Raw genomic sequence first — 24,008 nt, forward strand, 5'->3', positions numbered from 1 at the left:
GCCGCGACGCCCCAATCGTCGCGGCGGCCCATTTTCTTTTGAGTTTTCGTCAGTCGCGTAAGAGGATTTGCCCATGGACCGTCGCCAGCTTCTCCTGTCCGTGGGTTCCGCCGCCGCCCTCGCGGGCTCAGGGTGTTCGACCCTGTCGCTGCCGGGCATGGCCGCCGGCGTGGATCCCGAGCTGACCGACCTCCAGTTCCGCACCTTCCGCTGGTTCGCCGAGACCCAGAACCGGCAGAACGGCCTGACCCCGGACCGCTGGCCCACGCCGTCGTTCGCCTCGGTCGCCGCCGTCGGCTTCGCCCTGACCTGCTGGCCCATCGGCGTCGAGCGCGGCTGGATGAGCCGGGAAGAGGCGCGCGACCGCACCCTCGCCACCATCCGCTTCTTCCACGACGCGCCGCAGGGCCCCGCCGCGACCGGCATGACCGGCCACAAGGGCTTCTTCTACCACTTCCTCGACATGAAGACCGGCCACCGCTTCGGCACGACCGAGCTGTCGACGGTCGACACCACCCTGCTGCTGGGCGGCATGCTGTACGCCAAGCAGTGGTTCGACGCCGACCACCCCGAAGAAGCCGAGATCCGCACCAAGGTGCAGGCCATCTACGACCGCGTCGAATGGGACTGGGCCGAGGTCCGGCCGCGCCGCATCACCATGGGCTGGCACCCGGAGACCGGCTTCATCCCCGCCGACTGGCACGTCTACAACGAAGGCATGCTGGTCCTGCTGCTGGCCATCGGCAGCGACGCTCATCCGGTGTCGGCCGACGTCTGGACCGAGTGGTGCAGCGTCTACGAGCGCAGCTTCCATGCGGAGTGGGGTCCGAAGCACCTGCATTTCGGCCCGATGTTCGGCCACCAGTACAGCCACATGTACGTCGACTTCCGCGGCATCCACGACGCGTGGATGCGCGGGGTCCAGGCCGAGATTCCGGGTTTCGACTACTTCCAGAACAGCGTCCGCGCCGTCGCGGCGCAGAAGGGCTATGCGGTCCGCAACCCGAAGGGTTGGGTCGGCTACGACGACCAGGTCTGGGGCATCACCGCCTGCGACGGCCCCGGCGACTTCAAACAGGTGATCGACGGCCGCGAGCGCGAGTTCCACTCCTATTCGGCGCGCGGTCCCGGCGAGCGCGACGACGGCACCCTGGCTCCCACCGCGGCGCTGGGCAGCTATCCCTTCGCCCCGGCCGAGGTGACCGCCTGCTTCAAGGCCCTGAAGTCCCGCTACGGCGCCGGCATCTGGACGCAGTACGGCTTCCTCGACAGCTTCAATCCGACGCTCACTCACCGCGACGGCCCGCTGCTGCACGGCTCGATCGTGCCGGGCGTGGGCTGGGTCGACGGCGACTATCTGGGCATCGATCAGGGTCCCATCGTCATCCAGATCGAGAACGGCCGCTCCGACGCCGTCTGGAAGCGCATGCGGTCCGAGCCCAACCTGATCCGCGGTCTGAAGCGCGCCGGGTTCACCGGCGGCTGGCTGGACCGCGCATGAGCCTGATCCGGCCCGACCGTCGCGCCGCGCTGGGCCTCGTCGCCGGCGCCGCCGCGGGTCTGGCCGGCTGCGGCCGAAGCGGGCAGGGCACGCGCCTGACCTTCTGGGCCATGGGCAATGAGGCGACCAACGTCCCGAAGATCCTGCCGCGCTTCGAGGCGCAGAATCCCGGCATGACCGTCGACGTCCAGGCCCTGCCGTGGACCGCCGCGCATCAGAAGCTGCTGACCGCCTACGCGGGCTCCTCGCTGCCGGACCTCAGCCAGGTCGGCAACACCTGGGTGTCCGAGATGTCGGCCATCGGCGCCATCAGCGAGCTTCCGGCTTCCGCCTCCGACCTGCTGACGGATCAGTTCCCCGCGGTGCTGGACACCAACCGGGTGAACGGCCGCCTCGTCGGCGTGCCCTGGTACGTCGACACCCGTCTGCTGTTCGTGCGCACCGACCTGCTGGCCCAGGCCGGCTACGACGCCGTGCCCACGACCTGGGCCGACTGGAAGGCCTCGATGCACGCGGTCAAGCGGCTCGTGGGTCCGGACCGCTACGCGATCCTGTTGCCGCTCAACGAGTTCGAGCAGCTTCTGACCTTGGGACTTCAGGGCGAAGAGCCCCTGCTGCGCGACGACGACACGCGCGGCAATTTCTCCAGCCCGTCGTTCGTCGCGGCGCTCGCCTTCTACAAGAGCCTGTTCGACGAGGGCCTCGCCCCCGTCGCCTCCTCGACCCAGATCTCCAACGTCTGGACCGAGTTCGACCGCGGCTGGTTCAGCTTCCACTTCTCCGGCCCGTGGACGATCGGCGAGTTCCGCGACCGCCTGTCGCCCACCACCCGATGGAACACCGCCGGCGTGCCCGGCCCGCGCGGCCCCGGCGCCTCGGCCCCCGGCGGCTCGTCTCTGGTCGTCTACCGCTCGTCGCCCAATCAGGAGGCGGCGTGGAAGCTGGTGCGCTTCCTCATGGATCCGGCGGTCCAGGTGGAATTCAACCGCATCACCGGCGACCTGCCCAGCCGGCCCAGCGCCTGGGCCGATCCCGCCGTCGTCGCCGATCCCGCCATAACGGCCTTCAAGGGCCAGCTCGAGCGCGCGAAGCCCGTGCCCAAGGCGCCGGAGTGGGAACGGATCGTCACCGAGATGCAGATCGTGGCCGAGCGCATGGTCCGCGGCGAGTTCACGCCCGAGGCCGCTGGCGCCGAGATCGACCGCCGCGCCGACCGCCTGCTGGCCAAGCGGCGCTGGATGAAGGAGCAGGGCAGGGCATGACCGCCGTCGAGGCCACCATCGCCGCCGAGCCGCGTCGCCCTGCCGCGAACCCGCGCACCCGCTCGCGTGCGGCCTGGGGCTTCGTCGCCCCGGCGCTGATCGCCATCGCCGTCTTCTTCGCCGTGCCGGTCTTCGCGGCCCTGCTGCTCAGCCTGACCGACTTCGACATCTACGCCCTGGCCGACCTGCGCAACCTGCGCTTCGTCGGGCTGGACAACTACGTGAACCTGTTCAGCAATCCGCTGTTCTGGGGGGCCATGAAGAACACGGGCCTGTTCGCCCTGATCGGCGTGCCGGCCTCGATCGCCGCCTCGCTGGCCGCCGCCCTGCTGCTCAACGCCCGCATCATCAAATGGCGGCCGGTCTGGCGCGTCGCCTTCTTCGCGCCCTTCGTCACCACCCTGGTCGCCACGGCGGTGCTGTGGAACTACCTGCTGCACACCCGCTACGGCCTGATCAACTGGGCCCTGACCGGCGTGGGCCTGCCCGCCGTCGACTGGCTGGGCAGCCCCGCGACCTCCATCCCGGCCATCCTGATCTTCGTCGTCTGGAAGACCTTCGGCTACAACATGCTGATCTTTCTGGCCGTCCTTCAGACCGTGCCGGACGAGCTGCACGAGGCCGCGCGCATCGACGGGGCCCGGGCCTGGACGCGCTTCCGGCACGTCACCCTGCCGGCCATCGCCCCGACCCTGCTGCTCGTCTCGATCATCTCGGTGGCCAGCTTCTTCCAGCTGTTCGCCGAACCCTACGTCATGACCCAGGGCGGCCCGGCCCAGTCGACCGTGACGGTGCTCTACTTCATGTACGAAGAGGGCTTCAAATGGTGGAACCTGGGGTCCGCCTCGGCGGTCGCCTTCATCCTCTTTCTCTGCATCCTCGCCGTCACCCTGGTCCAGCTGGCCGTCGCCCGCCGTCTGGGGGCCTACGAATGAGCCGGCGCTTCGACCTTAAGGCGGTGCTCGCCAACCTGGCCGTCGTCCTGCTGGTCGTCGTCGTCCTGTTCCCGCTGGTCTGGATGGTCTCCGTCAGCTTCATGAGCCAGGGCGAGGCCGCCACCTTCCCGCCGCCGCTCTGGCCGTCGAAGCCGACGCTGGAGCACTATCGCGACCTGTTCGTGACCCAGGGCATGGGCCGCTACATGCTCAACAGCCTGATCCTCGCCACCCTGGCGACGATCCTGGCCCTGCTGTTCACCGTCCCCGCCGGCTACGCCTTCGCCAAGCTGCGCTTCGCCGGCCGCGATCGCCTGTTCCAGCTGCTGGTCGCCGCGCTCGTGGTGCCCGCCCAGATCGGCACCCTGCCGCTCTTCCTGATGTTGAAGTCCATGGGGCTGGTGAACACCTATGCGGGGGCCCTGGTGCCCTGGCTGGCTTCGATATTCGGCCTGTTTCTGGTGCGTCAGTACGCCCTCAGCATTCCGGACGAGATGCTGGAGGCCGCGCGGGTCGACGGCGCGACCGAGGGCCAGATCTTCCGCCGCGTGGTGCTGCCGACGCTGCAGCCCATCGTCGTGACCCTCGCCCTGTTCGTCTTCCTTGGCAGCTGGAACGACTTCCTGTGGCCGCTGATCGTCCTGACGGACCAGTCGAACTACACCCTGCCGGTGGCCCTGGCGGCCATGTCGCGAGAGCACGTGCAGGACGCCGAGATGATGATGGCCGGCGCCGTCCTCACCGTCGCCCCGGTGCTGATCCTCTTCCTCGCCCTGCAACGCTACTACATCCGCGGCATGCTCGCGGGCAGCGTGAAGGGGTAGGTCACCAGTCCTCCTCCGACGGGGGAGGATTGCGCGGAGTAAGCTGATGCGTTCTGTCCTCGTCCTGTTGGCCTCGATCCTGATCGCGGGTTCCGCCCACGCCCAGGACCCCCGCGTCCTCGACGCCTTCGAGGACCTGTCGCCGTGGACGGCCGACGCCTCCACCGACGTCTCCTCCGCCGTCGCCCCCGTGGACGGGCGCGAGGGGCGGGCCATGCGGCTCAGCTACGACTTCAACGGCCGCTCGGGCTACGCCTTCGCCGCCCGCGCCATCGACCTGGACGTGCCGGAGAATTTCGAGATCAGCTTCTGGGCCCGCGGCGACATGCGGCCCAACACGCTGGAGATCAAATTCGTCGACGCCACGGGCCGCAACGTCCACTGGCGCCGCATCGAGAACTTCCAGGCGCCGTCCGAATGGACCCGCTTCACCATCAAGAAGCGCCAGATCACCTGGGCCTGGGGCCCCGATCCCGACCGCACCTTCCGCGGCGCCGAACGCATCGAGTTCGTGGTCACGGCGGGGCAGGGCGGCGCGGGCACGCTGGAGGTCGATCAGCTCGAGATCCGCGAGCTGCCGCCCGAGCCGGGCGTCCCCCCGCGTCCGGAAGCCGAGGCGACCAGCGTCGACGGCCTGAACGTCGCCGCCCGCGCCGTCGACGACGACCCGGGGACCTTCTGGCGGTCGCAGCCGGGCGCGTCCCAGTCCCTGACGCTGGACCTCGGCTATGAGCGCGAGTTCGGCGGACTGACCCTGCGATGGGCCGATCGTCACGCCGCCTCCGGCTATGTGGTGCACGCCTCCTCCGACGGCCGCGAATGGCGCGAGCTGACCCGCGTGACGGACGGCGACGGCGGAGCCGACTGGCTGCGCACGCCCGAGGCCTCGGCCCGCTGGCTGCGGATCGACATGCGGACCCCGCTCGACCAGTCGGGCGTCGTCGGCCAGGCCGGCGCCGGCCAGCGGCTCGGTCAGGCGGCGACGAACGCCTATGCCCTGACCTCGGTCGAGATCGAACCCCTGTCGTTCGGCGAGACGCCGACGAAGTTCGTCATGGCGGTGGCGGAGGAGAACCTGCGCGGCCTGTACCCCCGCGGCTTCGTCGGCGAGCAGCCCTACTGGACCCTGGTCGGCGTGGACGGCGGCGGCGAGAGCGGTCTGATGTCCGAGGACGGCGCCATCGAGCTGCGCCGCGCCGGTCCGTCCATCGAGCCCTTCGTCGTCGACAACGGCCGCCTGATCACCTGGGCCGACGTCGGCATCACCCAGTCCCTGCGCGACGGCGACCTGCCCATTCCGACGGTGACCTGGGCGTCCGACGACTGGACCCTGGCGATCACCAGCTTCGCCGAAGGCACGCCCGAGGCCGCAGGACTGTGGGGCCGCTACGACCTCACCAACACCTCGCCCCGGCCTCGCGCCCTGACGCTGGCGCTGGCCGCGCGTCCGTATCAGGTGAACGGCCCGATCCAGTTCCTCGCCATCCCCGGCGGGGTCGGCCCGATCGAGCAGTTCGACTGGAACGGCGCGACGCTCGTGCTCAACGACGCCGTCCGCGTCTCGGCCCTCGTCATCCCGGACGCGGTGTCCGCCTCGACCTTTCAGGCCGGCGCCGATCCGCAGGCCCTGATCGCCGACGCCTCCGCCCGCCGCGCGCCCGCGCAACGGATCGTGGAATCCGACGCCTCGGGTCTGATGGCCGGCGCGCTTCTGTACGACGTCACCCTGCAGCCCGGCGAGACGCGCACCTTCGGCTTTCTCGCCCGGCTCGCCGGCCCGACTCCGGACCTCCAGCCGACGGCCTCGGTGGAGGCGGTTCTTGACAGGGCCGAGGACGCCGTCGCCGCAGAATGGCGCGGCAAGATGGACCGCTTCGACCTGATCCTGCCGCCCCAGGCCCAGCGGATCGAGGACGTGGCCAAATCCTCGCTGGCCCACATGCTGATGTCGCGTCAGGGGCCGATCATCCAGCCGGGCACGCGCAGCTACAACCGCTCGTGGATCCGCGACGGCGCCATGATGGCCGAGGGGCTGAACCGCCTCGGCCACGCCGACGTCTCGGCCGCCTATCTGGACTGGTACGCCCCCTACGTCTTCGAGGACGGCAAGGTGCCGTGCTGCGTCGACGCCCGCGGCTCCGACCCGGTGCCCGAGAACGACAGCCACGGCGAGTTCATCTTCCTGGCCGCCGAGAACTATCGCCACACCCGCGACCGCGCTGCGCTGGAGCGTGTCTGGCCGCAGGTGCAGAAGGCCATCGCCTACATGGACGGCCTGCGCGCCACCACGCGCACGGCGGAGTTCCGGACGTCCGAGACCGCCCACCTGTTCGGCCTGCTGCCGCCGACCATCAGCCACGAGGGCTATTCCGACAATCCGGCCTACAGCTACTGGGACGACTTCTGGGGCCTGATCGGCTACCGCGACGCCGCCTTCATCGCCGACGTGCTGGGCGACGCCGACGCGGCGGCCCGCATCCGCGCGGCGGGGACGGAGTTCCAAACCGACGTCATGGCCTCCATCACGGCGACCGCCGCCTTCCACGACATCGACTGGATCGCCGGCGCCGCAGACCGGGGCGACTTCGACGCCACCTCGACCACCATCGGCCTGTCGCCCGGCGGCTTCATCGACGAGCTGCCCCAGACCCTCCTGACCAATACCTTCGACAAATGGTGGGACAACTTCACGGCGCGTCAGGAGAACCGCATGACGTGGCGCGACTACACCCCCTACGAACTGCGCAACGTCGGGGCCCTGATTCGTCTCGGTCGCCGCGACGCGGCCCTGCGCGCGCTCGACTTCTACTTCGCCGACATGCGCCCCGTCGCCTGGAACGGCTGGGCCGAGGTCGTCGGCCATCATGAGCGCGAGCCGCGCTTCATCGGCGACATGCCGCACGCCTGGATCAGCTCGGACTACATCCGCTCGGCCATCGACCTGCTGGTCTATGAGCGCGTCGACGACGGCGTTCTGGTGCTGGCCGCCGGCCTGCCGTACGACTGGATGACATCCGACACCGGCGTCGGCGTGCGCGACCTGCGCACCGCCCACGGCCTGCTCAGCTGGCGCCTGAAGCGCGACGGCGCCGCCTGGACGCTGTCCTTCACCGGCGCCGCCTCACCGTCCGGCGGCTTCGAGCTCCACTGGCCCGAGGAGCACCCCGTCCCCGCCCGCGTCCGCATCGACGGCCGCGCGGCGGAATGGGATGGGCAGGTGCTGAGAATTCCGGCGAACGCGCGGCGCGTGGAGATGCGGTAGCGTCTTTCCCTCCCCTGAAGGGGAGGGAAACGGGCACTATGCCCGCTCGAAGGCCCGCCCTTCCGCGTCGAACAGTTGCACCTTCTCCGCCGGCGCCTTCAGCGTCAGGCTCTGACCCTGAGACGGCCGCTCGGCCCCGTCCAGTTGCGCCGTCAGCGTCTCGCCGTCGCCGCCGTCCAGATAGGCGTAGGTGGCGTGGCCCAGGGTCTCGACGAAGGTGGTCTTCGCGGTCAGCGCGCCGCCGGGCCCCCGGGTCGACAGGTGCTCGGGGCGCACGCCCAGGGTGACCCGGTCGCCGGCCTTGGCGCCGTTGGCCTTCACCGCCGCCGGCATGACCGCCCCCGACGCCGTCCGCACCGTCACCTGTCCGCCCCCGGCCTCGACCACCTCGGCCGGTATCAGGTTCATCTTCGGACTGCCGATGAACTCGGCGACGAAGCGGTTGGCCGGGCGCTCGTACAGCTCCATCGGCGCGCCGACCTGTTCGATCCTGCCGCCGTTCAGCACGACGATCCGGTCGGCCAGGGTCATGGCCTCCACCTGATCGTGGGTGACGTAGATCATCGTCGTCCCCAGCCGCTGGTGCAGCGACGCGAACTCATACCGCATCCGCACGCGCAGGGCCGCGTCCAGGTTCGACAGCGGCTCGTCGAACAGGAACACGTCCGGCTCGCGGACGATGGCCCGGCCGATGGCGACGCGCTGGCGCTGCCCGCCCGACAGGGCCTTGGGCTTGCGGTCCAGATAGTCGGTGATGTTCAACACCTCGGCGGCCGCGTCGACGCGGCGCCTGACCTCGCCCTTGTCCATCTTCGCCAGCGACAGGGCGAAGCCCATGTTCTCGCGCACCGTCATGTGCGGATAGAGGGCATAGGACTGGAACACCATGGCGATGCCGCGGTCCGACGGCGACAGGCCGGTCACGTCGCGCCCGCCGATGTCGATCGACCCGCCGTCCAGCGCCTCCAGCCCGGCGATGGTGCGCAGCAGGGTGGACTTGCCGCAGCCCGACGGTCCGACGAACACCACGAACTCGCCGTCGGCGATCTCAAGGTCGATGCCCTTCAGCACCTCGACGGCGCCGAAGCTCTTCCTCACGCCGCTCAGCCGAACGTCCGCCATCCGTCTCCACCCACGCCGGTTTCTTGTTTGGCGTCAGCGTAAACGGTTACAGGCGAAGGGCAATCCTCACGCCCGCTTCGGCCTGCCCTTGAACGCCTTCCCGCCGGTCTTGGCCCGGAACGGCTTGGCGCCCGGCTTGCCGGCCCAAGGCTTCTTCTCGCCGCGCGGCTTCTCGACCCAGGGCTTCTTGCCGGCGGGCGTCGGGTCGTCCTTGGTCCGCTTGATCCACCTGGGCTTGTCGCCGTCCGCAGGCGCGATCGCCGCCTCCGCCGTCCGTTCCGGACGCGGCGTCCATGGCTTCTTCGGCCCGTCGAAGTCGCGGCGCGGCTTGGCGAAGGCCTTGGGCCGCGCGGTCTTCTCGCCCGGCGCGGGGGCCACCGCGTCGCTGATCGACACGTCCTCGTCGGCGGCCCTGGCGATGGCCGCGCGGAACTTCGCCTCGGCCTCCTGCGTGATCTCGAACTTGGTCTCGCGGTCGAAGATCTTGATCGAGCCGACGTCGCGTTTGGTCACGTGTCCCAGGCGGCAGATCAGCGGCAGCAGCCATTTCGGATCGGCGTTCTTCTCGCGGCCCACGTTGATGCGGAACCAGCTCATGTCGCCGCCCTGGGCGAAGTCGACCGGCTCGCGCTCGCGCCGCCCGCGCTCGCCTTCCATGGTCCGCGCCATGCGCGCGTCGTCCTGCACGTCCTCCGGCGGGGGCAGCTTCTCGCGGTACAGCCGGATCAGGGCGGCCGCCACCTGCTCGGGGCTCGACCGCTCCAGCAGCTTGCGGCCCATCTCCAGCGAGTCCTCGTCCGCCGGCGCCGTCAGCACCGGATCGGTCAGCATCCGCTCCTGATCCTTGGCCCGGATCTCGTCGGCCGACGGCGGGCCCGACCATTCCGCCTCGATGTTGGCCGAGCGCAGCATCAGCTCGACCTTGCGGCGGCGCGTGTGGCTGACCATCAGCACCGAGGTGCCCTTCTTGCCCGCGCGGCCGGTCCGGCCGGAACGGTGCAGCAGGGTGGCCTTGTTCACCGGGATCTCGGCGTGGATCACCAGCCCCAGGTCCGGCAGGTCCAGCCCGCGCGCCGCCACGTCGGTGGCCACGCACACTCGCGCGTGGCCGTCGCGCAGCGCCTGCAAGGCTTCCGACCGCAGCGACTGCGTCAGCTCGCCCGACAGGCCCACGACCTGAAAGCCGCGCTCCCGCAGGCTCGCCGTCAGGTGCTTCACCCGCTCGCGCGTGTTGGCGAACACCAGGGCGCCCGGGCTCTCGAACCAGCGCAGCACGTTGACCACGCCGTGCTCGATCTCATGCGGCGCGACGCGGATGGCCTTGTAGGCGATGTCGCCGTGGGCGACCGTCTTCGACGTCGTGTCGATGCGGATCGCGTCGCGTTGATAGGTCCTGGCCAACTGCGCGATCTCGCGCGCGATCGTGGCCGAGAACAGCAGCGTCCGCCGCTCCGCCGGCGCCTGGTCCAGGATGAAGGTCAGGTCCTCGCTGAACCCCATGTCCAGCATCTCGTCGGCCTCGTCCAGCACCACGGCCTTCAGCCGCGACAGGTCCAGCCCGCCGCGCTCGACGTGATCCTTCAGACGCCCCGGCGTGCCCACGACGATGGCCGCGCCGCGCTCCAGCACGCGCCGCTCCGCCCGCGGGTCCATGCCGCCGACGCAGGTGGCGATCCGCGCCCCGGCCTTGGCGTACAGCCACTCCAGCTCCTTCGACACCTGCAGCGCCAGTTCCCGCGTCGGGGCGATGATCAGGGCCTCGGGCGCCGCGTTGTCGGCGAACCGCTCGGCCTCGCCCAGCAGGGTGGGGGCCAGCGCCAACCCGAAAGCGACGGTCTTGCCCGACCCCGTCTGCGCCGAGACCAGCAGGTCGCGGCCTTCCTCGGCCTCCAGCACGGCGGACTGGACGGCCGTCGGCTCGTCATAGCCGCGTTCGGACAGGGCGCGGTCGAGCGCGGGATGGCTGGTGGGGAAGGGCATGGTCAAGCGGTCCAGAAGCACGAGCGGCGCGCGAACGGTCGGCGCGAAATCGGCGGACGGCGGCCAGTATTGGGAGATAACGGCGAAATGGTGGATGCGACAGGGATTGAACCTGTGACCCCCTCGGTGTGAACGAGGTGCTCTCCCGCTGAGCTACGCATCCGGGCCGTTTCAGGAGGCGGGGACATAGCCCGGTGAAATCGGGGAAGCAAGTCTCGCCGCCACGATCCCGTCCACCGCCGCCTCCAGCACGTCGAAGCCGTCGATCAGCGCATCTCCGCCCAGATCCGCCGCGGGGATTTCGGTGTAGCCGAAGGTGGTCACGATCACCGGCACGCCCGTCGCCCGCGCCGCCGACACGTCGGTGATCGAATCGCCGACCATGACCGCGCGGCCCGGATCGCCCCCTGCCTTCAGCACCGTCTCGCGGATGTGCGCGGGGTCCGGCTTCCGCGCCGACACCGCGTCCGCCCCGCAGATCGCCGCGAACCGGTCCGTCAGCCCCAGCCGCTCGAACAGCGCCAGCGACAGGTGCGTCGGCTTGTTCGTCGCCACGCACAGGATCGCGCCGCGGGTCGCCAGCCGGTCCAGCGCCGCCTCCACCCCCGGATAGACGTGGCTGTGGTCGCAGATGCGCGCCAGATAGTCCTCGAGAAACGCCGCCAGCAGCGCCGGCTGCTCCGCCTCGTCCCAGTTCGCGCCTGCCTCCCGGAACCCGTCCTTCAGCAGGGCTGTGGCCCCGTGCCCCACCAGATGCCGCGCCGCTTCCACCGGCCGGGGCGGCAGGCCGCGCAGGGCCAGAAGCCGGTTCAGCGTCCCGATCAGGTCGGGCGCCGTCTCGACCAGCGTCCCGTCCAGGTCGAAGGCGATGGTCCAGCCGCTCAGGTCTTTCATGCGCCCGGTTCTATTTGAGTCCGCGCCGCCGTAAAACGCGGCAAGTCGCCGAATCCGGAGCCCGCATGACCCGTCGCGCCGCCATCATCCTCGCCGCCGGCCAGGGCACCCGGATGAAGTCCGGCCTGCCCAAGGTGCTGCACCCCGTCGGCGGCCGCGCCATGCTGGACCACGCCATCGACGCCGCCGAGGGTCTGGGCTGCGAGCGCGTGATCGTCGTCGTCGGCGATCACAGTCCGGAGGTCCGCGCCCACGTCGAGAGGCGCCTCGGAACCGCGTCCGTCGCCGTCCAGGATCCGCCGCTCGGCACCGGCCACGCCGTGCTGGCCGCGCGCGAGCTGATGGCCGACTTCGACGGTCAGGTGGTCGTCACCTACGGCGACGTGCCCCTGCTGAAGGCCTCGGACATCGAGCCCGTCTTCGGCGACGCCCTGACCGTGGTGGGTTTCGAGGCCCGGGACGCCACCGGCTACGGCCGCCTGTTGATCGACGCCGACGGCGGGCTTGAGGCGATCGTCGAGCACAAGGAGGCCTCGCCCGACCAGCTGAAGGTCACCGCCTGCAACTCCGGCGTCATGGCCGCGCCCTCGCGCCTGCTCTTCGAACTGCTGGCCGAGGTCCGCAACGACAACGCTAGGGGCGAATACTATCTGACCGACGTCGTGGCCCTGGCCCGCGAGCGCGGCGAACCCACCCGCGCCGTCTTCGCGCCCGAAGACGCCGTCATGGGCGTCAACGCCCAGGGCGAACTGGCCCGGGCCGAGGCCCTGTTCCAGAAGGTCCGTCGCGACGACCTGCTGGCGTCGGGCGTCCGCATGCCCGCCCCCGACACCGTCTTCGTCAGCTGGGACACCTCGGTCGAGCCCGGCGCGGTGATCGAACCCTACGTCGTCTTCGGCCCGGGCGCCGTGGTGCGGGCCGGGGCGAAGATCAGGGCCTTCAGCCACGTCGAGGGCGCCGAGGTGGGCCCGGGCGCCGAGGCCGGCCCCTATGCCCGCCTGCGCCCCGGCGCGAAGCTGGGGGAGAAGGCCAAGGTCGGCAATTTCGTCGAGGTGAAGAACGTGACCATGGGCGCGGGCGCCAAGGCCAATCACCTGTCCTATCTGGGCGACGGCGCGGTCGGCGCCGGCGCCAACATCGGCGCGGGCACCATCTTCTGCAACTACGACGGCTTCTTCAAATACAGGACCGAGGTGGGGCAGGGGGCCTTCGTCGGCTCCAACACCTCGCTCGTCGCCCCCGTGGTCATCGGCGCCGGCGCCATGGTCGGCTCCGGCTCCGTCGTGACCGCCGACGTCGCCCCCGGCGACCTCGTGCTCGCCCGGGCGCCGCAGACCGCGAAGCCCGGCTGGGCCGCCCGCTTCATGGAGACGATGCGCGCGAAGAAGGCGGCGAAGGGCTGAGCGGGCTCAGTCGGGAACGGCGTAGTAGCCGTTCGGGATGCGCCCGCAGTCCGGCGCCAGGCCGTGCACGACGAGATCGGCCGGCGGTGCGCCGGTCGCCTGATCGACCACGCCCGTCGTGCAGTCGCCAGCGTTGAAGCGCTGCGCCAGGACGTAACTCCCCCCCGACCGGGGCGTGAAGCTGATCAGATTGGTGCACCCCGTGACGACGGTGTAGGCGGCGCGCGGCTGCCCGTAGATTTCCGCCAGAAGATGCGTGCGCTGGCCGCCCGGCAACCTGAAGGTCGACGAGGTCTGACCGGCGAAGACCTTCGACATGGGGTCGAAAGCGGCGATCTTCAGGACCTCACTGCACGCGACGCCGGATGACCACGACAGTATCTGTCCGGTGCCATACGTGCCCAGTTCAGGATCCCGCGCAAAGCTGACCCGGGCGGCGTCGGCGGTGTCCGCCGGCTGCACGAAGACCGTTTCGCACGCGCCGCACGCCAGGGCGGCCGCCGTCGCTGAAATGAGGGCAGCGCCACGCTTTCCCATCGATCGTTCCCCCGATAAAGCCGGGGCAGCCGACCACCGATCCGCGGCCACTGCAAGAGAGCCCAGATGTCCGACCTCCAGAAACGCCGTGCCGGCGAAGCCGCCGCCCTCCGCGTCGAGGCGGGCATGATCGTCGGCCTCGGCACCGGCTCCACCGCCGCCTGGTTCGTCAAGGCGCTGGCCGCGCGGAACCTGCCGAACCTGCGCTGCGTCCCGACGTCCGAGGCCACCGCCGATCTGGCCCGCGAGCTGGGCCTGCCGCTGGTCACGCTGGAGGACGTCTCGCGCATCGACCTGACCGTCGACGGCGCCGATGAGATCGGCCCCGGCCTGGCCCTGATCAAGGGCGGCGGCGCGGCCCTGCTGCGCGAGAAGTTGGTGTGGGAGGCCTCGTCCACCTGCCTCGTCATCGCCGACGCCGCCAAGGTCGTGCCGCACCTGGGCGCCTTTCCCCTGCCGATCGAGGTCGTCGCCTTCGGGTACAAGACCACGGGGGCCCGCATCTCCGACGTCCTGACCGATCACGACGTCGCCTTCCCGGGCCGATTCCGCGTCGCGGACCGCGGCATGGTCCGCACCGACGGCGGCAACGTCATCTACGACGCCAAATGCGGCGTCATCCACGACCCCGCCCGTCTCGCCGACGACCTGAAACTGGTCACCGGGGTCGTCGAGCACGGCCTGTTCCTCGACCTCGCCGACGAGGCGATCATCGGCACGGATGCGGGCGTGGAGACGCGCCTTCCCTGAGTCGGGGCGCCTTCTGGGACTGACCGGCAAGCGAAGTGTCCAATCTCCGTCGGGAGAGGGACGACGTGGCGGCCGACCCCGCCCGGTTGCGTCAGCCCGCGCCGGATTTCCCAATCCGATCAACGCTCGCCCGGAACCTTCGCCCTTTGTGCCGGGGTTCGCAAGTCTCCCGCCCGCCCGCCGAAGGCGCGTCCGTCAGTCGCGAAGCAGCGGCCCCATGCGGTGACCTGCGGGTCATTCCGGACGGCTTTCGATCAGACGGACCGCGCGGAGCGTCACGCGAAGCCGAAACGGTGAACCCCCACAGCATCCGGGCTCCGCGCCCGGCGCTCCGCCCGCCCTTTCCACCTGCCGACTTCCGTCGGGAGGCGCCTCCGCTTGCCCGCCGGGGTCCCCACGCCTACCTCGACCGCTTCAGCACCGGAGCCCGCGCATGACCGCCTACGACTACGACCTCTTCGTCATCGGCGCCGGTTCGGGCGGCGTGCGCGCCGCGCGGCTGGCCGCACTGGACGGCAAGCGCGTCGCGGTGGCCGAGGAACATCGGACCGGCGGCACCTGCGTGATCCGCGGCTGCGTGCCGAAGAAGTTCATGGTCATGGCCTCGGACTTCGCCCACCAGTTCCAGATCGCCGAAGGCTATGGCTGGACGGTCCCGGAGCCGACCTTCGACTGGCCCAGATTCATCGAGGCCAAGGACGTCGAGATCGCCCGCCTGTCGGGCATCTACGCCGCCAACCTGGGCAAGGCGGGCGCCGAGCTGATCCATGGCCGCGCCGTCCTGAAGGACGCGCACACCGTCGAGATCGTCGGCAAGGACCGGACCTACACCGCCGAGCGGATCCTGATCGCCACCGGCGGCCGTCCCTGGGTCCCGCCGCGACTGCCGGGCGTGGAGCACGCCATCACGTCCGAACAGGCCTTCCACCTGCCCGAACTGCCGAAGCGCATCCTGATCGCCGGCGGCGGGTACATCGCGGTGGAGTTCGCCGGCATCTTCGCCGGTCTGGGCGTCGAGACGACGCTGATCTACCGCGGGCCCAACATCCTGCGCGGCTTCGACGACGACGTCCGCGCCCATCTCGCCGCCGAGATCGAGAAGCGGGGCGTGAAGGTCATCCTCGGCTGCCAGCACGACCGGCTGGAGAAGAAGGCCACCGGCGTCGTCAATCACCTTGAGAACGGGATGGCGCTTGAGACCGACGTGGTCATGTTCGCCACCGGGCGCATCCCGTACGTCAAGGATCTGGGCCTTGAGACGGCCGGGGTCGAACTGACCGACGACGGCGCCGTCAAGGTCGACGAGTTCTCGCGCACGACGGCGGAGAACATCTGGGCCATCGGCGACGTCACGGACCGCATGAACCTGACGCCCGTGGCCATCCGCGAAGCCGTGGCCTTTCATTCCACCGTCTTCCGCGACCGGCCGATGAAGTTCGACTACGAGGCCGTCGCCACCGCCGTCTTCAGCCAGCCGCCGGTCGGAACGGTCGGCCTGTCGGAAGCCGAGGCGCGTCGGGCCTGCGGCGGCGGGGTCGACGTCTACATGACCCGCTTCCGCCCCATGAAGTACGCCTTCACGGGATCCGACGAACGCATGCTGATGAAACTGGTCGTGGACAAGGAGAGTCGGCGCGTCGTCGGGGTCCACATCGTCGGTCCCGACGCGCCGGAGATCATCCAGGTCGCGGCGATCGCGGTGAAGGCCGGCCTGACCAAGGCCCAGTGGGACGCGACCTGCGCCGTCCATCCGACCGTGGCCGAGGAGCTGGTGACGATGCGCGAGCCGGTGCGGCCGCAGGAGACCACGCTCGGCTAGTGCGGCGCCACGTCGGGCGGCGGCGTGGTCAGCCAGGGGGCCAGCCTGAACCGGCGCGGGGCGGCCCCCACGGTCCGCGTGGAGATGAACTGGCGCGCGAAGGTCACCACGCCCCGGATCGTCTGTTCGTCGAAGGGTTTGCACACGGCCCCGAGGGCGCCGGAGAAGCCGTCCGGGATCTGTTCCGGATTGGCGGTCAGGAAGATGACCGCCGCGCCGTGCTCCGCGACCAGACGGTGCGCGATCTGCGGCCCCGTCATTCCGTCCATCAGGTTGACGTCGACCAGAGCCAGATCGGGCTTCTCGCGCTCCGCCACGGCGAAGGCGCCGCGGGTGTCCACGGCGACGCCCACCACCTCGCAGCCCGCGTCGAGCAGGATCAGTTCGAGCTCCATGGCCAGCAGGGCCTGATCCTCGACGATCATGACCCTTAGCCCCTCGACGCCGGTCACTGTTCGTGGTCCCCCCGCAACTGCCCGCGTCACCTACGCCATAAAGTGTCGGCGACCGGACACTTGCAACGTCGTGATGGCGGCAAGGTTCGGCGTCGGCTAAAAAAAATCGGGGAATCAGGGCGTCGGAGTTCAGTAATGGCGGAAATGTCGCTCTCGGGCACCATGGGATCGGGCGCCGCGGGCCCCGACGCCTGTTGCCGGTTCCTGCAAACGCTGGTCTCGATTCGCCTGCGCACGGTCGAGGATCCGGACTCCCGGCGGCATCTGGGCTGGATCAGCGACATGGCCGCCGCCGTCGGCCTGATGAGCGAACGCCACGGTCAGGGCGACCCCTTCGACGCCTACGTCGAGGAGGCCCTCGCCTTCTGGCGCCGCAGCCTGGAGGCCCGGGGCCTGCGCCTCGAAGTCCGCGGCCGCGTCGGGGACCTGCCTGAGGTCCAACGGCTGCCGCTGGCTGTGATCCTGCACGAACTCCTGACCAATGTGACCCGCCACGCCTTCGTCGACGGCGGGAGCGGAGCGGTCGCCGTCGCCTTCTCGGCCACGCGCTCGGGCCTCAGCCTGGTCGTGCGCGACACCGGCGCGGGGGCCGCCGAACCGCGCAAGGGCGACGGCCTGTCCCTGATCGAGGGTCTCGTGGCGGCGCACGACGGGACGATGACGCTCGAGACCTCGCCGGGCGCCGGCTTCGCCGTCCGCATCGGACTGCCCTCGGGCGCGGAGCGCCTGAACTGAGCGGTCGAAACCCGGTGTGATCCCCACGGCGGCCCGGCTTGCCCTAAGTCGGAGCGTCGTCCTCTCAGCACCGGGATCGCCATGACCCTCCGCACGCCCTCGCCCTCCCGCCGCGCCCTGCTGGGCGGCGCGGGCCTGCTGGCGGCCAGCTTCATGGTCTCGGTGCGCTCCGCCGCCGCCCAGGACGCCCGCGTGCGTCACGCGTCACGCATCGACGCCCTGATCGCCCGAATGACGATCGAGGAGAAGGCGGGACAGCTCAGCCTCTTCAACGATCCGTTCCGCTTCCGCCCGCAGGAGGTCAATCCGGTCGACAAGGACGGCGATCCGGCCCGCGTCGCCGACATGATCCGCAAAGGTCAGGTCGGATCCCTCTTCAACGGCGTCGGCGCGGCCGGCGCCCGGACGATCCAGGACATCGCCCTGAAGGAGAGCCGGCTGGGAATCCCGCTGCTCTTCGCGGCCGACGTCATCCATGGCCTCTACACCGTCTTCCCCGTGCCGCTGGCCGAGGCGGCGGCGTGGGACGCCGGGCTGGCCGAACGCACCGCGCGGGCGGCGGCGCGGGAGTCGGCGGCGTCGGGCATCCATCAGACCTATGCACCGATGGTCGACGTCGCCCGGGACCAGCGCTGGGGCCGCGTCGTGGAGGGGGCGGGGGAGGACGTCTTCCTGGGATCGGTTCTGGCGGCGGCGCGCGTGCGCGGATTCCAGGGCCCCGACCTGACGGCGAAGAACGCCCTCCTCGCCACCCCGAAACATTTCGCGGCCTACGGGGCGGCCGAGGCGGGGCTGGACTACAATACCACCGACATGTCCGAGCAGCGGCTGCGCGGCGTCTATCTGCCGCCGTTCAAGGCCGGGTTCGACGCGGGCGCCCTGTCGACCATGAGCGCCTTCAACGAGGTCAACGGCGTGCCCGCCACCGGCAACGGATGGCTGTTGACCGACATCCTGCGCGACGAGTGGGGGTTCGAGGGATACGTCGTCTCCGACTATACGTCCGAAGAGGAGCTGATCGCCCACGGCTTCGCCGAGGACGGGCGGGACGCCGCACGGATCGCGCTTCTGGCCGGCGTCGACATGAGCATGGTCTCGGGCCTCTACAACGCCCACATCCCGGATCTGGTCGCGAAAGGCGACGTGCCGATGTCGGTCGTCGACCGCTCGGTGCGGCGGGTGCTGAACGTGAAGGCCGCGCTGGGCCTGTTCGACGATCCCTACAAGGGCTCGGACCCGGACGCCGAGCGCCGCGAGGTCAACGCTCCGGAGCATCATGCGCTTTCCCGGGAGGCGGCGCGCAAGTCGGTGGTGATGCTGAAGAACGACGGCGGCGTGCTTCCCCTGCCGAGGAGCGGCAAGCGCATCGCCGTGATCGGACCGGCGTCCGACGACGACGTGTTCGGGCCGTGGACCATCTGGGGCGACCGGACCAAGGCCGTGTCGCTGGAAGCCGGCCTGCGCGCCGCCCTGGCGCCGGGCGCGGCCCTGACCTTCGTGCGCGGGTCGGACCCGGAGGCTCCGATCGAGGGCGGCATCGACGCCGCGGTCGCGGCGGCGCGGTCGGCCGACGTGGTGATCCTGGCGGTGGGCGAGTCGACGCCCATGTCGGCGGAGGCCCAGTCGCGGGCCGAGATCGTCGTGCCGGCGCCGCAGCAGGCCTTGGCGGAAGCGGTGAAGACCGCAGGAAAGCCGACCGTCGTACTGCTTCGGACCGGGCGGGCCCTGGCGCTGGAGGGCGCGATCCGGGACGCCGACGCCATCCTGGTCACCTGGTTTCTCGGCAGCCAGCACGGGCCCGCCCTGGCCGACCTGCTGTTCGGCGATCATTCGCCGTCCGGCCGTCTTCCCGTCAGCTTTCCGCACGTCTCGGGTCAGCAGCCCTTCCACTACGATCACAAGCCGACGGGGCGGCCGGCGGACCCGGCGCCGCCTCGGGAGGAGTACCGGACCCAGTTCCGCGAGGCCCCCCACAGCGCGGCGTTTCCGTTCGGGCATGGGCTGGGATATGGGCCCGTGACCTATGGCGCGACGGAAGTCGAGGCCTCGACCCTGTCGTGGGACGGCCGCATCGAGATCTCGGTCGAGGTGTCGAACGTCGGTGTTCGGCCGGTCGAGGAGACCGTCCAGCTTTACGTCCGCGACCGCGTTGCGCGGCTGACGCGACCGGTGCGGGAACTGAAGGGTTTCCGCAAGGTTCGGCTGGAGCCGGGTCAGACACGGCGCGTCGCGTTCACGCTCGACCGGAAGACGCTGGAATACATGGGGCCGGAGAACCGCTGGACCGTCGAGCCCGGGCGGTTCGACGTCTGGCTGGCGCCGGACGCGCAGAGCGGCGTCGCGGCCGGGTTCGCCCTGGTCCGCTGACGCCGCACCGACCGGGATCCTTACTGGTCCTGCATCACCCGCCGGGCGTTGACGGCGAAGGTCAGGGGATCGTCGAAATAGCCCTGCTTGCCCGTCGAGGCGGCACAGACCTGACCGCGGACGTCGTCCATCAGGGCGCCGGGGTTGATCGCGGTCCAGCTGCCGTCGCCGACGAAGTCGTCCGACGCCGAGCTGCCGTCGATGTAGAAGAAGCTGGAGCGCACGGTCTTGTAGCGCATCTGCGAGCAGTCGATGTCGATCAGGGAGGTGGCCCAGTCGAACTGACCCGGCTCCGGCCGCACCGCGACCAGGGCGGTGTTGATCTGGCGCACGCTGCCGTTGATGCGCATGGAGCTCCAGTCCACCGCCATCACGGCGCTGTCGGAGATGGCGATCGCCTCCCACTCGTCCGCGGCGGCGGCGCCGGCGGTCAGCATCAGGGCTGCGGCGCCCACGAACGTCGATTTCAGCATGGTCAGTTCCCTCCAGAACGGTGACGCGAGGATCGCGCAGCCCGGCCGGCGCGTCGAGACGAATTTCCCCACGGTTCCTGACGCACAGTCATCCCGCCAGCACCGCGACGGACATCCGCTGCAGCAGGGCGGCGCCCTGACCGATCGCGGCCAGCCGGCTGGAGGCATGCCCGAGGACGTTGGCGGCGTAGACCTCGTAGAGGGCGATCCGGCCCTCGAGGAAAACCGGGTCGCCCTGTCCGGCGTCCAGCTCGGCCCGGGCCTCCAGCGCGCCGCGCGCCAGCATCCACCCGCCGATCACGTCGCCCATCAGCTTCAGATAGGCGTCCGCCCCCGCCAGAACGTCGGCGGCGCGCACGGGATCGGCCTTCGCGTCGAGCAGCCACAGGGTGGCGTCCTCGACCGCCTCGACGGCGGCGGCCAGCCGCTCGACCGGCTTGCCGGAGTACAGGCGCGGCAGTCGGGCGAGATCGGCCTTCATCTCGGCGATGATCGCCCGCGCCGCCTCGCCGCCGTCCTGGGACAGCTTGCGCCCGACGAGATCCATGGCCTGAACGCCGTTGGTCCCCTCGTAGATCGGGGCGATCCGGGCGTCGCGATAGTGCTGTGCGGCGCCGGTCTCCTCGATGAACCCCATGCCGCCGTGGACCTGCACGGCCGCCGACGCGACCTCGACGCCCACGTCGGTCGACCACGCCTTGGCGATGGGCGTGAGCAGGTCCTCCCGACGCTTCCAGGCGACCCGCTCCTCGACCGTGGGCGCGTGACGCGCCAGATCGGCGGCCACGCCGCACGACAGGCAGATGGCCCGGGCGGCCGCGATCTTCGCCTTCATGACCGACAGCATGCGGCGGACGTCGGGGTGGTCGACGATCGGGGCGTTCGCTTCGCCGGTCAGGACGCTGCGCCCCTGACGGCGGTCCTGGGCATAGGCCAGCGCGCCCTGGTACGCGCGCTCGGCGATGCCGACGCCCTCGACGCCGACGGCCAGCCGCGCGGCGTTCATCATGACGAACATGTGGGACAGGCCCTCATTGGGTCGGCCGACCAGTTCGGCGGTCGCGCCCTCGTAACTCATGACGCAGGTCGGCGAGGCGTGGATGCCCAGCTTGTGCTCGACGCCGACGGCGCGGAAGGCGTTGCGGTCGCCCAACGACCCGTCGGGCTTCACGAGGAATTTCGACGCGAGGAAGAGGCTGATCCCCTTGGGCCCGGGCGGGGCGTCGGGCAGGCGCGCGAGGACCATGTGGACGATGTTGTCGGCGGCGTCGTGGTCGCCCCAGGTGATGAAGATCTTTTGGCCGGTCAGCGCGTAGGTCCCGTCGCCGTTCGGCGTCGCGGTCGACGTGAGTGCACCCAGATCGGTGCCGGCGTGGGGTTCGGTCAGGACCATGGCCCCGGTCCATTCGCCGGAGACCAGCTTCGGAAGCCAGGTCGCCTTCTGATCCTCCGTGCCGTGCTCCTGCAGCGCCTCGACGGCGGCGAGCGACAGCATGGGGCACAGGCCGAAGGCCATGTTGGCGGCGTGCACGGTCTCATAGGCCGCCAGCTCCAGCGCCTTGGGCAAACCCTGCCCGCCGTGCTCGGGCGCTGCGGACAGGCCGGTCCAGCCGCCGGCGGCGAACTGACGGTAGGCGTCCGCGAATCCGGGCGCGGCGGTCACCGATCCGTCGGCGTACTTCGCCCCGTTCAGGTCGCCCGGACGGTTCAAGGGCACCAGCACGTCCTGCGAGAACTCGCCCGCCGCCTCCAGCACGGCCGGGAGCAGGTCGTCGTCATAATCCGGGAAGCCCCCGGTGGCGGCGACGCGGTCGATGCCGGCCACGGCCTTCAACGTGAAGATCAGGTCGCGGACGGGGGCGCGATAGGTCATGCAAGCCTCATTTGATCTCCGCGTCTTGGCGCGACGCGGCGCATGCCCCAAGGTGCCCCGGCGCCGCGACGGAAGGGAAGGCCCATGAGCGAACCGCGTCATCGCTATTCCAACGTGTCGCTGACCCTGCACTGGCTGACGGCCCTGCTGGTGGTCGGGCAGATCGTGCTGATCTCGATCGCCGAAGGGGTCAGCGGGCCGGAGCGCGGCTTCTGGATGATGCTGCACAAGTCCGGCGGGGCGACGATCCTGATCCTGACGCTGGCGCGTCTGGGGTGGCGCGTGGCCAATCCGGCCATTCCGCTGCCGGCCTCCACCCCGCGGTGGCAGAAGATCGCGGCGCGGACGACGCACGTGCTGTTCTACGTCGTGCTGCTGGCGCTGCCGCTGACGGGCTGGCTGGCCGGGTCGGCGTCCGGGCGCGGGTTCGAGTGGTATGGTCTGTTCGATTTTCCCCTTCTCCCGATCGGCGGCGGGCGCGAGCTGGCGCGGAGCCTGATGGACGTGCACGAGGCGCTGCCCAAGCTGCTGTACGTGCTGCTGTTCCTGCATGTGGCGGGGGCGCTGAAACACCATTTCATGGATCGGGACGACGTTCTGCGCCGGATGATCCCGGCGATCCCGCGGCGACCATGAGCGATCCGACGGCGCGGGCCGCGGCCGCGCTGAAGGCCGGCGACCTCATCATCCTGCCGACCGAGACGGTCTATGGGCTCGGCGCCGACGCGGCGAACGCGGAGGCCGTCGCGAAGGTCTTCGAAGCCAAGGACCGGCCGCGCTTCAACCCCCTGATCGCCCACGTCGCCGACGCCGCGCAGGCGGAGCGGGTCGCGGTCTTCGACGCCACGGCCCGGGGGCTGGCGGAGGCCTTCTGGCCGGGTCCCCTGACGATCGTGGCCCCGGCGCGCGAGGGCGGCGGCGTCTGCGAGCTGGCGCGGGCCGGACTGGACAGCGTCGCCGTGCGCGTGCCGGGCCATGCGAAGGCGCGGGCGGTGATCGCGGCCTTCGGCGGGGCGGTGGTGGCGCCGTCGGCCAACCGGTCGGGACGGCCCAGCCCGACCACCTTCGCCGACGCGGTCGAGGAGACCGGCCACGCCGTCGCCGAGGCGGTGGACGGCGGGCCGTGCGCGGTCGGTCTGGAGAGCACGGTCGTCTCCGTCCTGGACGGCAAGGTGGCCCTGCTGCGGCCCGGCGCGGTGACGCGCGCGGAGATCGAGGCGGTCGTAGGGTCGCTGAGCGAGGCGGGCGAGGGGCGGCGATCACCCGGAAGGGTCGCGCTGCACTACGCCCCCGACGCCCCTGTGAGGATCGAGACGGCGGAAGCAGGGCCGGGCGAAATCTTGCTGGGGTTTGGTCCGGGCGTGGGGGAGGCGCGCTGGAGCCTCAGCCCGACCGGCGATCTGCGCGAGGCGGCGGCGAACCTGTTCCGCCTGCTGCGCGAGGCCGACCGCGAGCGGCCCTCGGCGATCGTGGTGGCCCCGGTTCCGCGCGAAGGACTTGGCGAGGCGATCCATGACCGGCTTCGCCGTGCGGCGGGCCACGTCGGCTAGGGGGCTGCCGGCGCGCATGAAGTCCCAACCTTGGCGCCGCTTGCGCTCGCCGTCGCCGACAGTTCTCGGCCGCCGTCAGCGGGCTTTTCATCTGATGCGCGCCGCCGTCCTCAGGTCAGCATTCGACCCGTTGCGGACCCTCAGGGTTTCACCATCTCTCGCGAGCAAGGCGGCGCGGCCAGCATTTTTGATGTGGCGAAGCGCCATCCTGCGACATTCGGAATCTGAGTTGATCTGCCGTTCCACCCATCGCCGCCACTCTGGCC

General features: G+C 70.6%; 19 protein-coding genes and 1 tRNA gene. 12 read left to right on the forward strand and 8 right to left on the reverse strand.

From position 1 onward, the window contains the following. Window positions 1-73 precede the first annotated feature (73 nt). Genes EFJ44_RS09405 through EFJ44_RS09425 form a run of 5 tightly spaced genes read left to right on the forward strand, consistent with a single transcriptional unit; the run spans window position 74 to window position 7,784 of the window. Window positions 74-1,501: a glucoamylase family protein gene (locus EFJ44_RS09405; protein ID WP_125256966.1), complete on the forward strand. Its 1,428-nt coding sequence runs from the start codon at window positions 74-76 to the stop codon at window positions 1,499-1,501. Further along, the gene (locus EFJ44_RS09410) at window positions 1,498-2,763 is read left to right on the forward strand and encodes a sugar ABC transporter substrate-binding protein (RefSeq protein WP_125256967.1); all 1,266 of its coding nucleotides are present in this window, start codon (window positions 1,498-1,500) and stop codon (window positions 2,761-2,763) included. Before EFJ44_RS09405 ends, EFJ44_RS09410 begins: the two co-directional genes overlap by 4 nt. Continuing rightward, window positions 2,760-3,698: a carbohydrate ABC transporter permease gene (locus tag EFJ44_RS09415; RefSeq protein WP_125256968.1), complete on the forward strand. Its 939-nt coding sequence runs from the start codon at window positions 2,760-2,762 to the stop codon at window positions 3,696-3,698. The genes EFJ44_RS09410 and EFJ44_RS09415 overlap by 4 nt, the downstream gene beginning before the upstream one ends. Continuing rightward, on the forward strand, window positions 3,695-4,522 hold the full coding sequence (locus tag EFJ44_RS09420; protein WP_125256969.1) for a carbohydrate ABC transporter permease: 828 nt from the start codon (window positions 3,695-3,697) through the stop codon (window positions 4,520-4,522). The genes EFJ44_RS09415 and EFJ44_RS09420 overlap by 4 nt, the downstream gene beginning before the upstream one ends. A gap of 46 nt (window positions 4,523-4,568) precedes the next feature. Beyond that, complete coding sequence (locus tag EFJ44_RS09425; RefSeq protein ID WP_125256970.1) at window positions 4,569-7,784, forward strand: discoidin domain-containing protein; 3,216 nt, start codon at window positions 4,569-4,571, stop codon at window positions 7,782-7,784. A 36-nt stretch (window positions 7,785-7,820) separates the two neighbouring features. Here the strand turns inward: EFJ44_RS09425 and EFJ44_RS09430 are convergent, their stop codons facing one another. The 4 genes from EFJ44_RS09430 to EFJ44_RS09445 form a co-directional block, all read right to left on the reverse strand. Next, complete coding sequence (locus tag EFJ44_RS09430) at window positions 7,821-8,906, reverse strand: ABC transporter ATP-binding protein (protein WP_125256971.1); 1,086 nt, start codon at window positions 8,904-8,906, stop codon at window positions 7,821-7,823. 66 nt (window positions 8,907-8,972) lie between these two features. Continuing rightward, on the reverse strand, window positions 8,973-10,886 hold the full coding sequence (locus EFJ44_RS09435; protein WP_125257450.1) for a DEAD/DEAH box helicase: 1,914 nt from the start codon (window positions 10,884-10,886) through the stop codon (window positions 8,973-8,975). An 88-nt stretch (window positions 10,887-10,974) separates the two neighbouring features. Further along, a tRNA-Val gene (locus EFJ44_RS09440) sits at window positions 10,975-11,049 on the reverse strand. A gap of 8 nt (window positions 11,050-11,057) precedes the next feature. After that, window positions 11,058-11,780: an HAD-IA family hydrolase gene (locus EFJ44_RS09445; RefSeq protein WP_125256972.1), complete on the reverse strand. Its 723-nt coding sequence runs from the start codon at window positions 11,778-11,780 to the stop codon at window positions 11,058-11,060. A gap of 65 nt (window positions 11,781-11,845) precedes the next feature. Here EFJ44_RS09445 and glmU point away from each other — a divergent pair, with 65 nt between their 5' ends. Beyond that, window positions 11,846-13,183, forward strand: a complete 1,338-nt coding sequence (glmU, locus tag EFJ44_RS09450) for a bifunctional UDP-N-acetylglucosamine diphosphorylase/glucosamine-1-phosphate N-acetyltransferase GlmU (protein ID WP_125256973.1) — start codon at window positions 11,846-11,848, stop codon at window positions 13,181-13,183. 6 nt (window positions 13,184-13,189) lie between these two features. Here glmU and EFJ44_RS09455 read toward each other — a convergent pair whose 3' ends face one another. After that, entirely contained in the window at window positions 13,190-13,720 is a 531-nt protein-coding gene (locus EFJ44_RS09455) for a hypothetical protein (protein WP_125256974.1), read from the reverse strand. 66 nt (window positions 13,721-13,786) lie between these two features. Here EFJ44_RS09455 and rpiA point away from each other — a divergent pair, with 66 nt between their 5' ends. Both rpiA and gor read left to right on the forward strand, forming a co-directional pair. Next, the gene (rpiA, locus tag EFJ44_RS09460; protein WP_125256975.1) at window positions 13,787-14,470 is read left to right on the forward strand and encodes a ribose-5-phosphate isomerase RpiA; all 684 of its coding nucleotides are present in this window, start codon (window positions 13,787-13,789) and stop codon (window positions 14,468-14,470) included. Window positions 14,471-14,903: 433 nt separating this feature from the next. Continuing rightward, window positions 14,904-16,289, forward strand: coding sequence for a glutathione-disulfide reductase (gor, locus tag EFJ44_RS09465; protein ID WP_125256976.1), 1,386 nt, complete (start codon window positions 14,904-14,906; stop codon window positions 16,287-16,289). On the opposite strand, the gene EFJ44_RS09470 is transcribed toward gor, so the two are convergent. Next, complete coding sequence (locus EFJ44_RS09470) at window positions 16,286-16,741, reverse strand: response regulator (RefSeq protein ID WP_125256977.1); 456 nt, start codon at window positions 16,739-16,741, stop codon at window positions 16,286-16,288. The two genes, gor and EFJ44_RS09470, sit on opposite strands and share 4 nt — an antisense overlap. A 138-nt stretch (window positions 16,742-16,879) precedes the next feature. Between EFJ44_RS09470 and EFJ44_RS09475 the strand changes: the two genes are divergently transcribed. Beyond that, on the forward strand, window positions 16,880-17,479 hold the full coding sequence (locus EFJ44_RS09475; protein WP_125256978.1) for an ATP-binding protein: 600 nt from the start codon (window positions 16,880-16,882) through the stop codon (window positions 17,477-17,479). Between the two features lie 81 nt (window positions 17,480-17,560). Continuing rightward, window positions 17,561-19,846 (forward strand): glycoside hydrolase family 3 N-terminal domain-containing protein, encoded by a 2,286-nt coding sequence (locus EFJ44_RS09480; RefSeq protein ID WP_125256979.1) that lies wholly within the window; start codon window positions 17,561-17,563, stop codon window positions 19,844-19,846. A 20-nt stretch (window positions 19,847-19,866) separates the two neighbouring features. Here EFJ44_RS09480 and EFJ44_RS09485 read toward each other — a convergent pair whose 3' ends face one another. Both EFJ44_RS09485 and EFJ44_RS09490 read right to left on the reverse strand, forming a co-directional pair. Further along, window positions 19,867-20,319, reverse strand: a complete 453-nt coding sequence (locus tag EFJ44_RS09485) for a hypothetical protein (protein WP_125256980.1) — start codon at window positions 20,317-20,319, stop codon at window positions 19,867-19,869. A gap of 88 nt (window positions 20,320-20,407) precedes the next feature. Beyond that, window positions 20,408-22,192: an acyl-CoA dehydrogenase gene (locus tag EFJ44_RS09490; RefSeq protein ID WP_125256981.1), complete on the reverse strand. Its 1,785-nt coding sequence runs from the start codon at window positions 22,190-22,192 to the stop codon at window positions 20,408-20,410. An 84-nt stretch (window positions 22,193-22,276) separates the two neighbouring features. On the opposite strand from EFJ44_RS09490, the gene EFJ44_RS09495 reads away from it, so the two are divergent. Both EFJ44_RS09495 and EFJ44_RS09500 read left to right on the forward strand, forming a co-directional pair. Beyond that, entirely contained in the window at window positions 22,277-22,828 is a 552-nt protein-coding gene (locus EFJ44_RS09495; protein WP_125256982.1) for a cytochrome b, read from the forward strand. Next, window positions 22,825-23,742 (forward strand): L-threonylcarbamoyladenylate synthase, encoded by a 918-nt coding sequence (locus EFJ44_RS09500; protein WP_125256983.1) that lies wholly within the window; start codon window positions 22,825-22,827, stop codon window positions 23,740-23,742. The genes EFJ44_RS09495 and EFJ44_RS09500 overlap by 4 nt, the downstream gene beginning before the upstream one ends. Window positions 23,743-24,008 lie beyond the last annotated feature (266 nt).

It is taken from the genome of Brevundimonas fluminis (assembly GCF_003934285.1).
GTDB classification, from domain to species: Bacteria; Pseudomonadota; Alphaproteobacteria; order Caulobacterales; family Caulobacteraceae; genus Brevundimonas; species Brevundimonas fluminis.

What these genes read in the sequence shown, in the direction of transcription:
- EFJ44_RS09500 (WP_125256983.1), top strand. Translation starts at nt 22,825, where the DNA reads ATGAGCGATCCGACGGCGCGGGCCGCGGCCGCGCTGAAGGCCGGCGAC.
- EFJ44_RS09420 (WP_125256969.1), top strand. Translation starts at nt 3,695, where the DNA reads ATGAGCCGGCGCTTCGACCTTAAGGCGGTGCTCGCCAACCTGGCCGTC.
- EFJ44_RS09430 (WP_125256971.1), bottom strand. Translation starts at nt 8,906, where the DNA reads ATGGCGGACGTTCGGCTGAGCGGCGTGAGGAAGAGCTTCGGCGCCGTC.
- glmU (WP_125256973.1), top strand. Translation starts at nt 11,846, where the DNA reads ATGACCCGTCGCGCCGCCATCATCCTCGCCGCCGGCCAGGGCACCCGG.
- EFJ44_RS09425 (WP_125256970.1), top strand. Translation starts at nt 4,569, where the DNA reads ATGCGTTCTGTCCTCGTCCTGTTGGCCTCGATCCTGATCGCGGGTTCC.
- EFJ44_RS09485 (WP_125256980.1), bottom strand. Translation starts at nt 20,319, where the DNA reads ATGCTGAAATCGACGTTCGTGGGCGCCGCAGCCCTGATGCTGACCGCC.
- EFJ44_RS09480 (WP_125256979.1), top strand. Translation starts at nt 17,561, where the DNA reads ATGACCCTCCGCACGCCCTCGCCCTCCCGCCGCGCCCTGCTGGGCGGC.
- EFJ44_RS09445 (WP_125256972.1), bottom strand. Translation starts at nt 11,780, where the DNA reads ATGAAAGACCTGAGCGGCTGGACCATCGCCTTCGACCTGGACGGGACG.
- EFJ44_RS09410 (WP_125256967.1), top strand. Translation starts at nt 1,498, where the DNA reads ATGAGCCTGATCCGGCCCGACCGTCGCGCCGCGCTGGGCCTCGTCGCC.
- EFJ44_RS09435 (WP_125257450.1), bottom strand. Translation starts at nt 10,886, where the DNA reads ATGCCCTTCCCCACCAGCCATCCCGCGCTCGACCGCGCCCTGTCCGAA.
- EFJ44_RS09415 (WP_125256968.1), top strand. Translation starts at nt 2,760, where the DNA reads ATGACCGCCGTCGAGGCCACCATCGCCGCCGAGCCGCGTCGCCCTGCC.
- EFJ44_RS09475 (WP_125256978.1), top strand. Translation starts at nt 16,880, where the DNA reads ATGGCGGAAATGTCGCTCTCGGGCACCATGGGATCGGGCGCCGCGGGC.
- rpiA (WP_125256975.1), top strand. Translation starts at nt 13,787, where the DNA reads ATGTCCGACCTCCAGAAACGCCGTGCCGGCGAAGCCGCCGCCCTCCGC.
- EFJ44_RS09405 (WP_125256966.1), top strand. Translation starts at nt 74, where the DNA reads ATGGACCGTCGCCAGCTTCTCCTGTCCGTGGGTTCCGCCGCCGCCCTC.
- gor (WP_125256976.1), top strand. Translation starts at nt 14,904, where the DNA reads ATGACCGCCTACGACTACGACCTCTTCGTCATCGGCGCCGGTTCGGGC.
- EFJ44_RS09495 (WP_125256982.1), top strand. Translation starts at nt 22,277, where the DNA reads ATGAGCGAACCGCGTCATCGCTATTCCAACGTGTCGCTGACCCTGCAC.
- EFJ44_RS09455 (WP_125256974.1), bottom strand. Translation starts at nt 13,720, where the DNA reads ATGGGAAAGCGTGGCGCTGCCCTCATTTCAGCGACGGCGGCCGCCCTG.
- EFJ44_RS09490 (WP_125256981.1), bottom strand. Translation starts at nt 22,192, where the DNA reads ATGACCTATCGCGCCCCCGTCCGCGACCTGATCTTCACGTTGAAGGCC.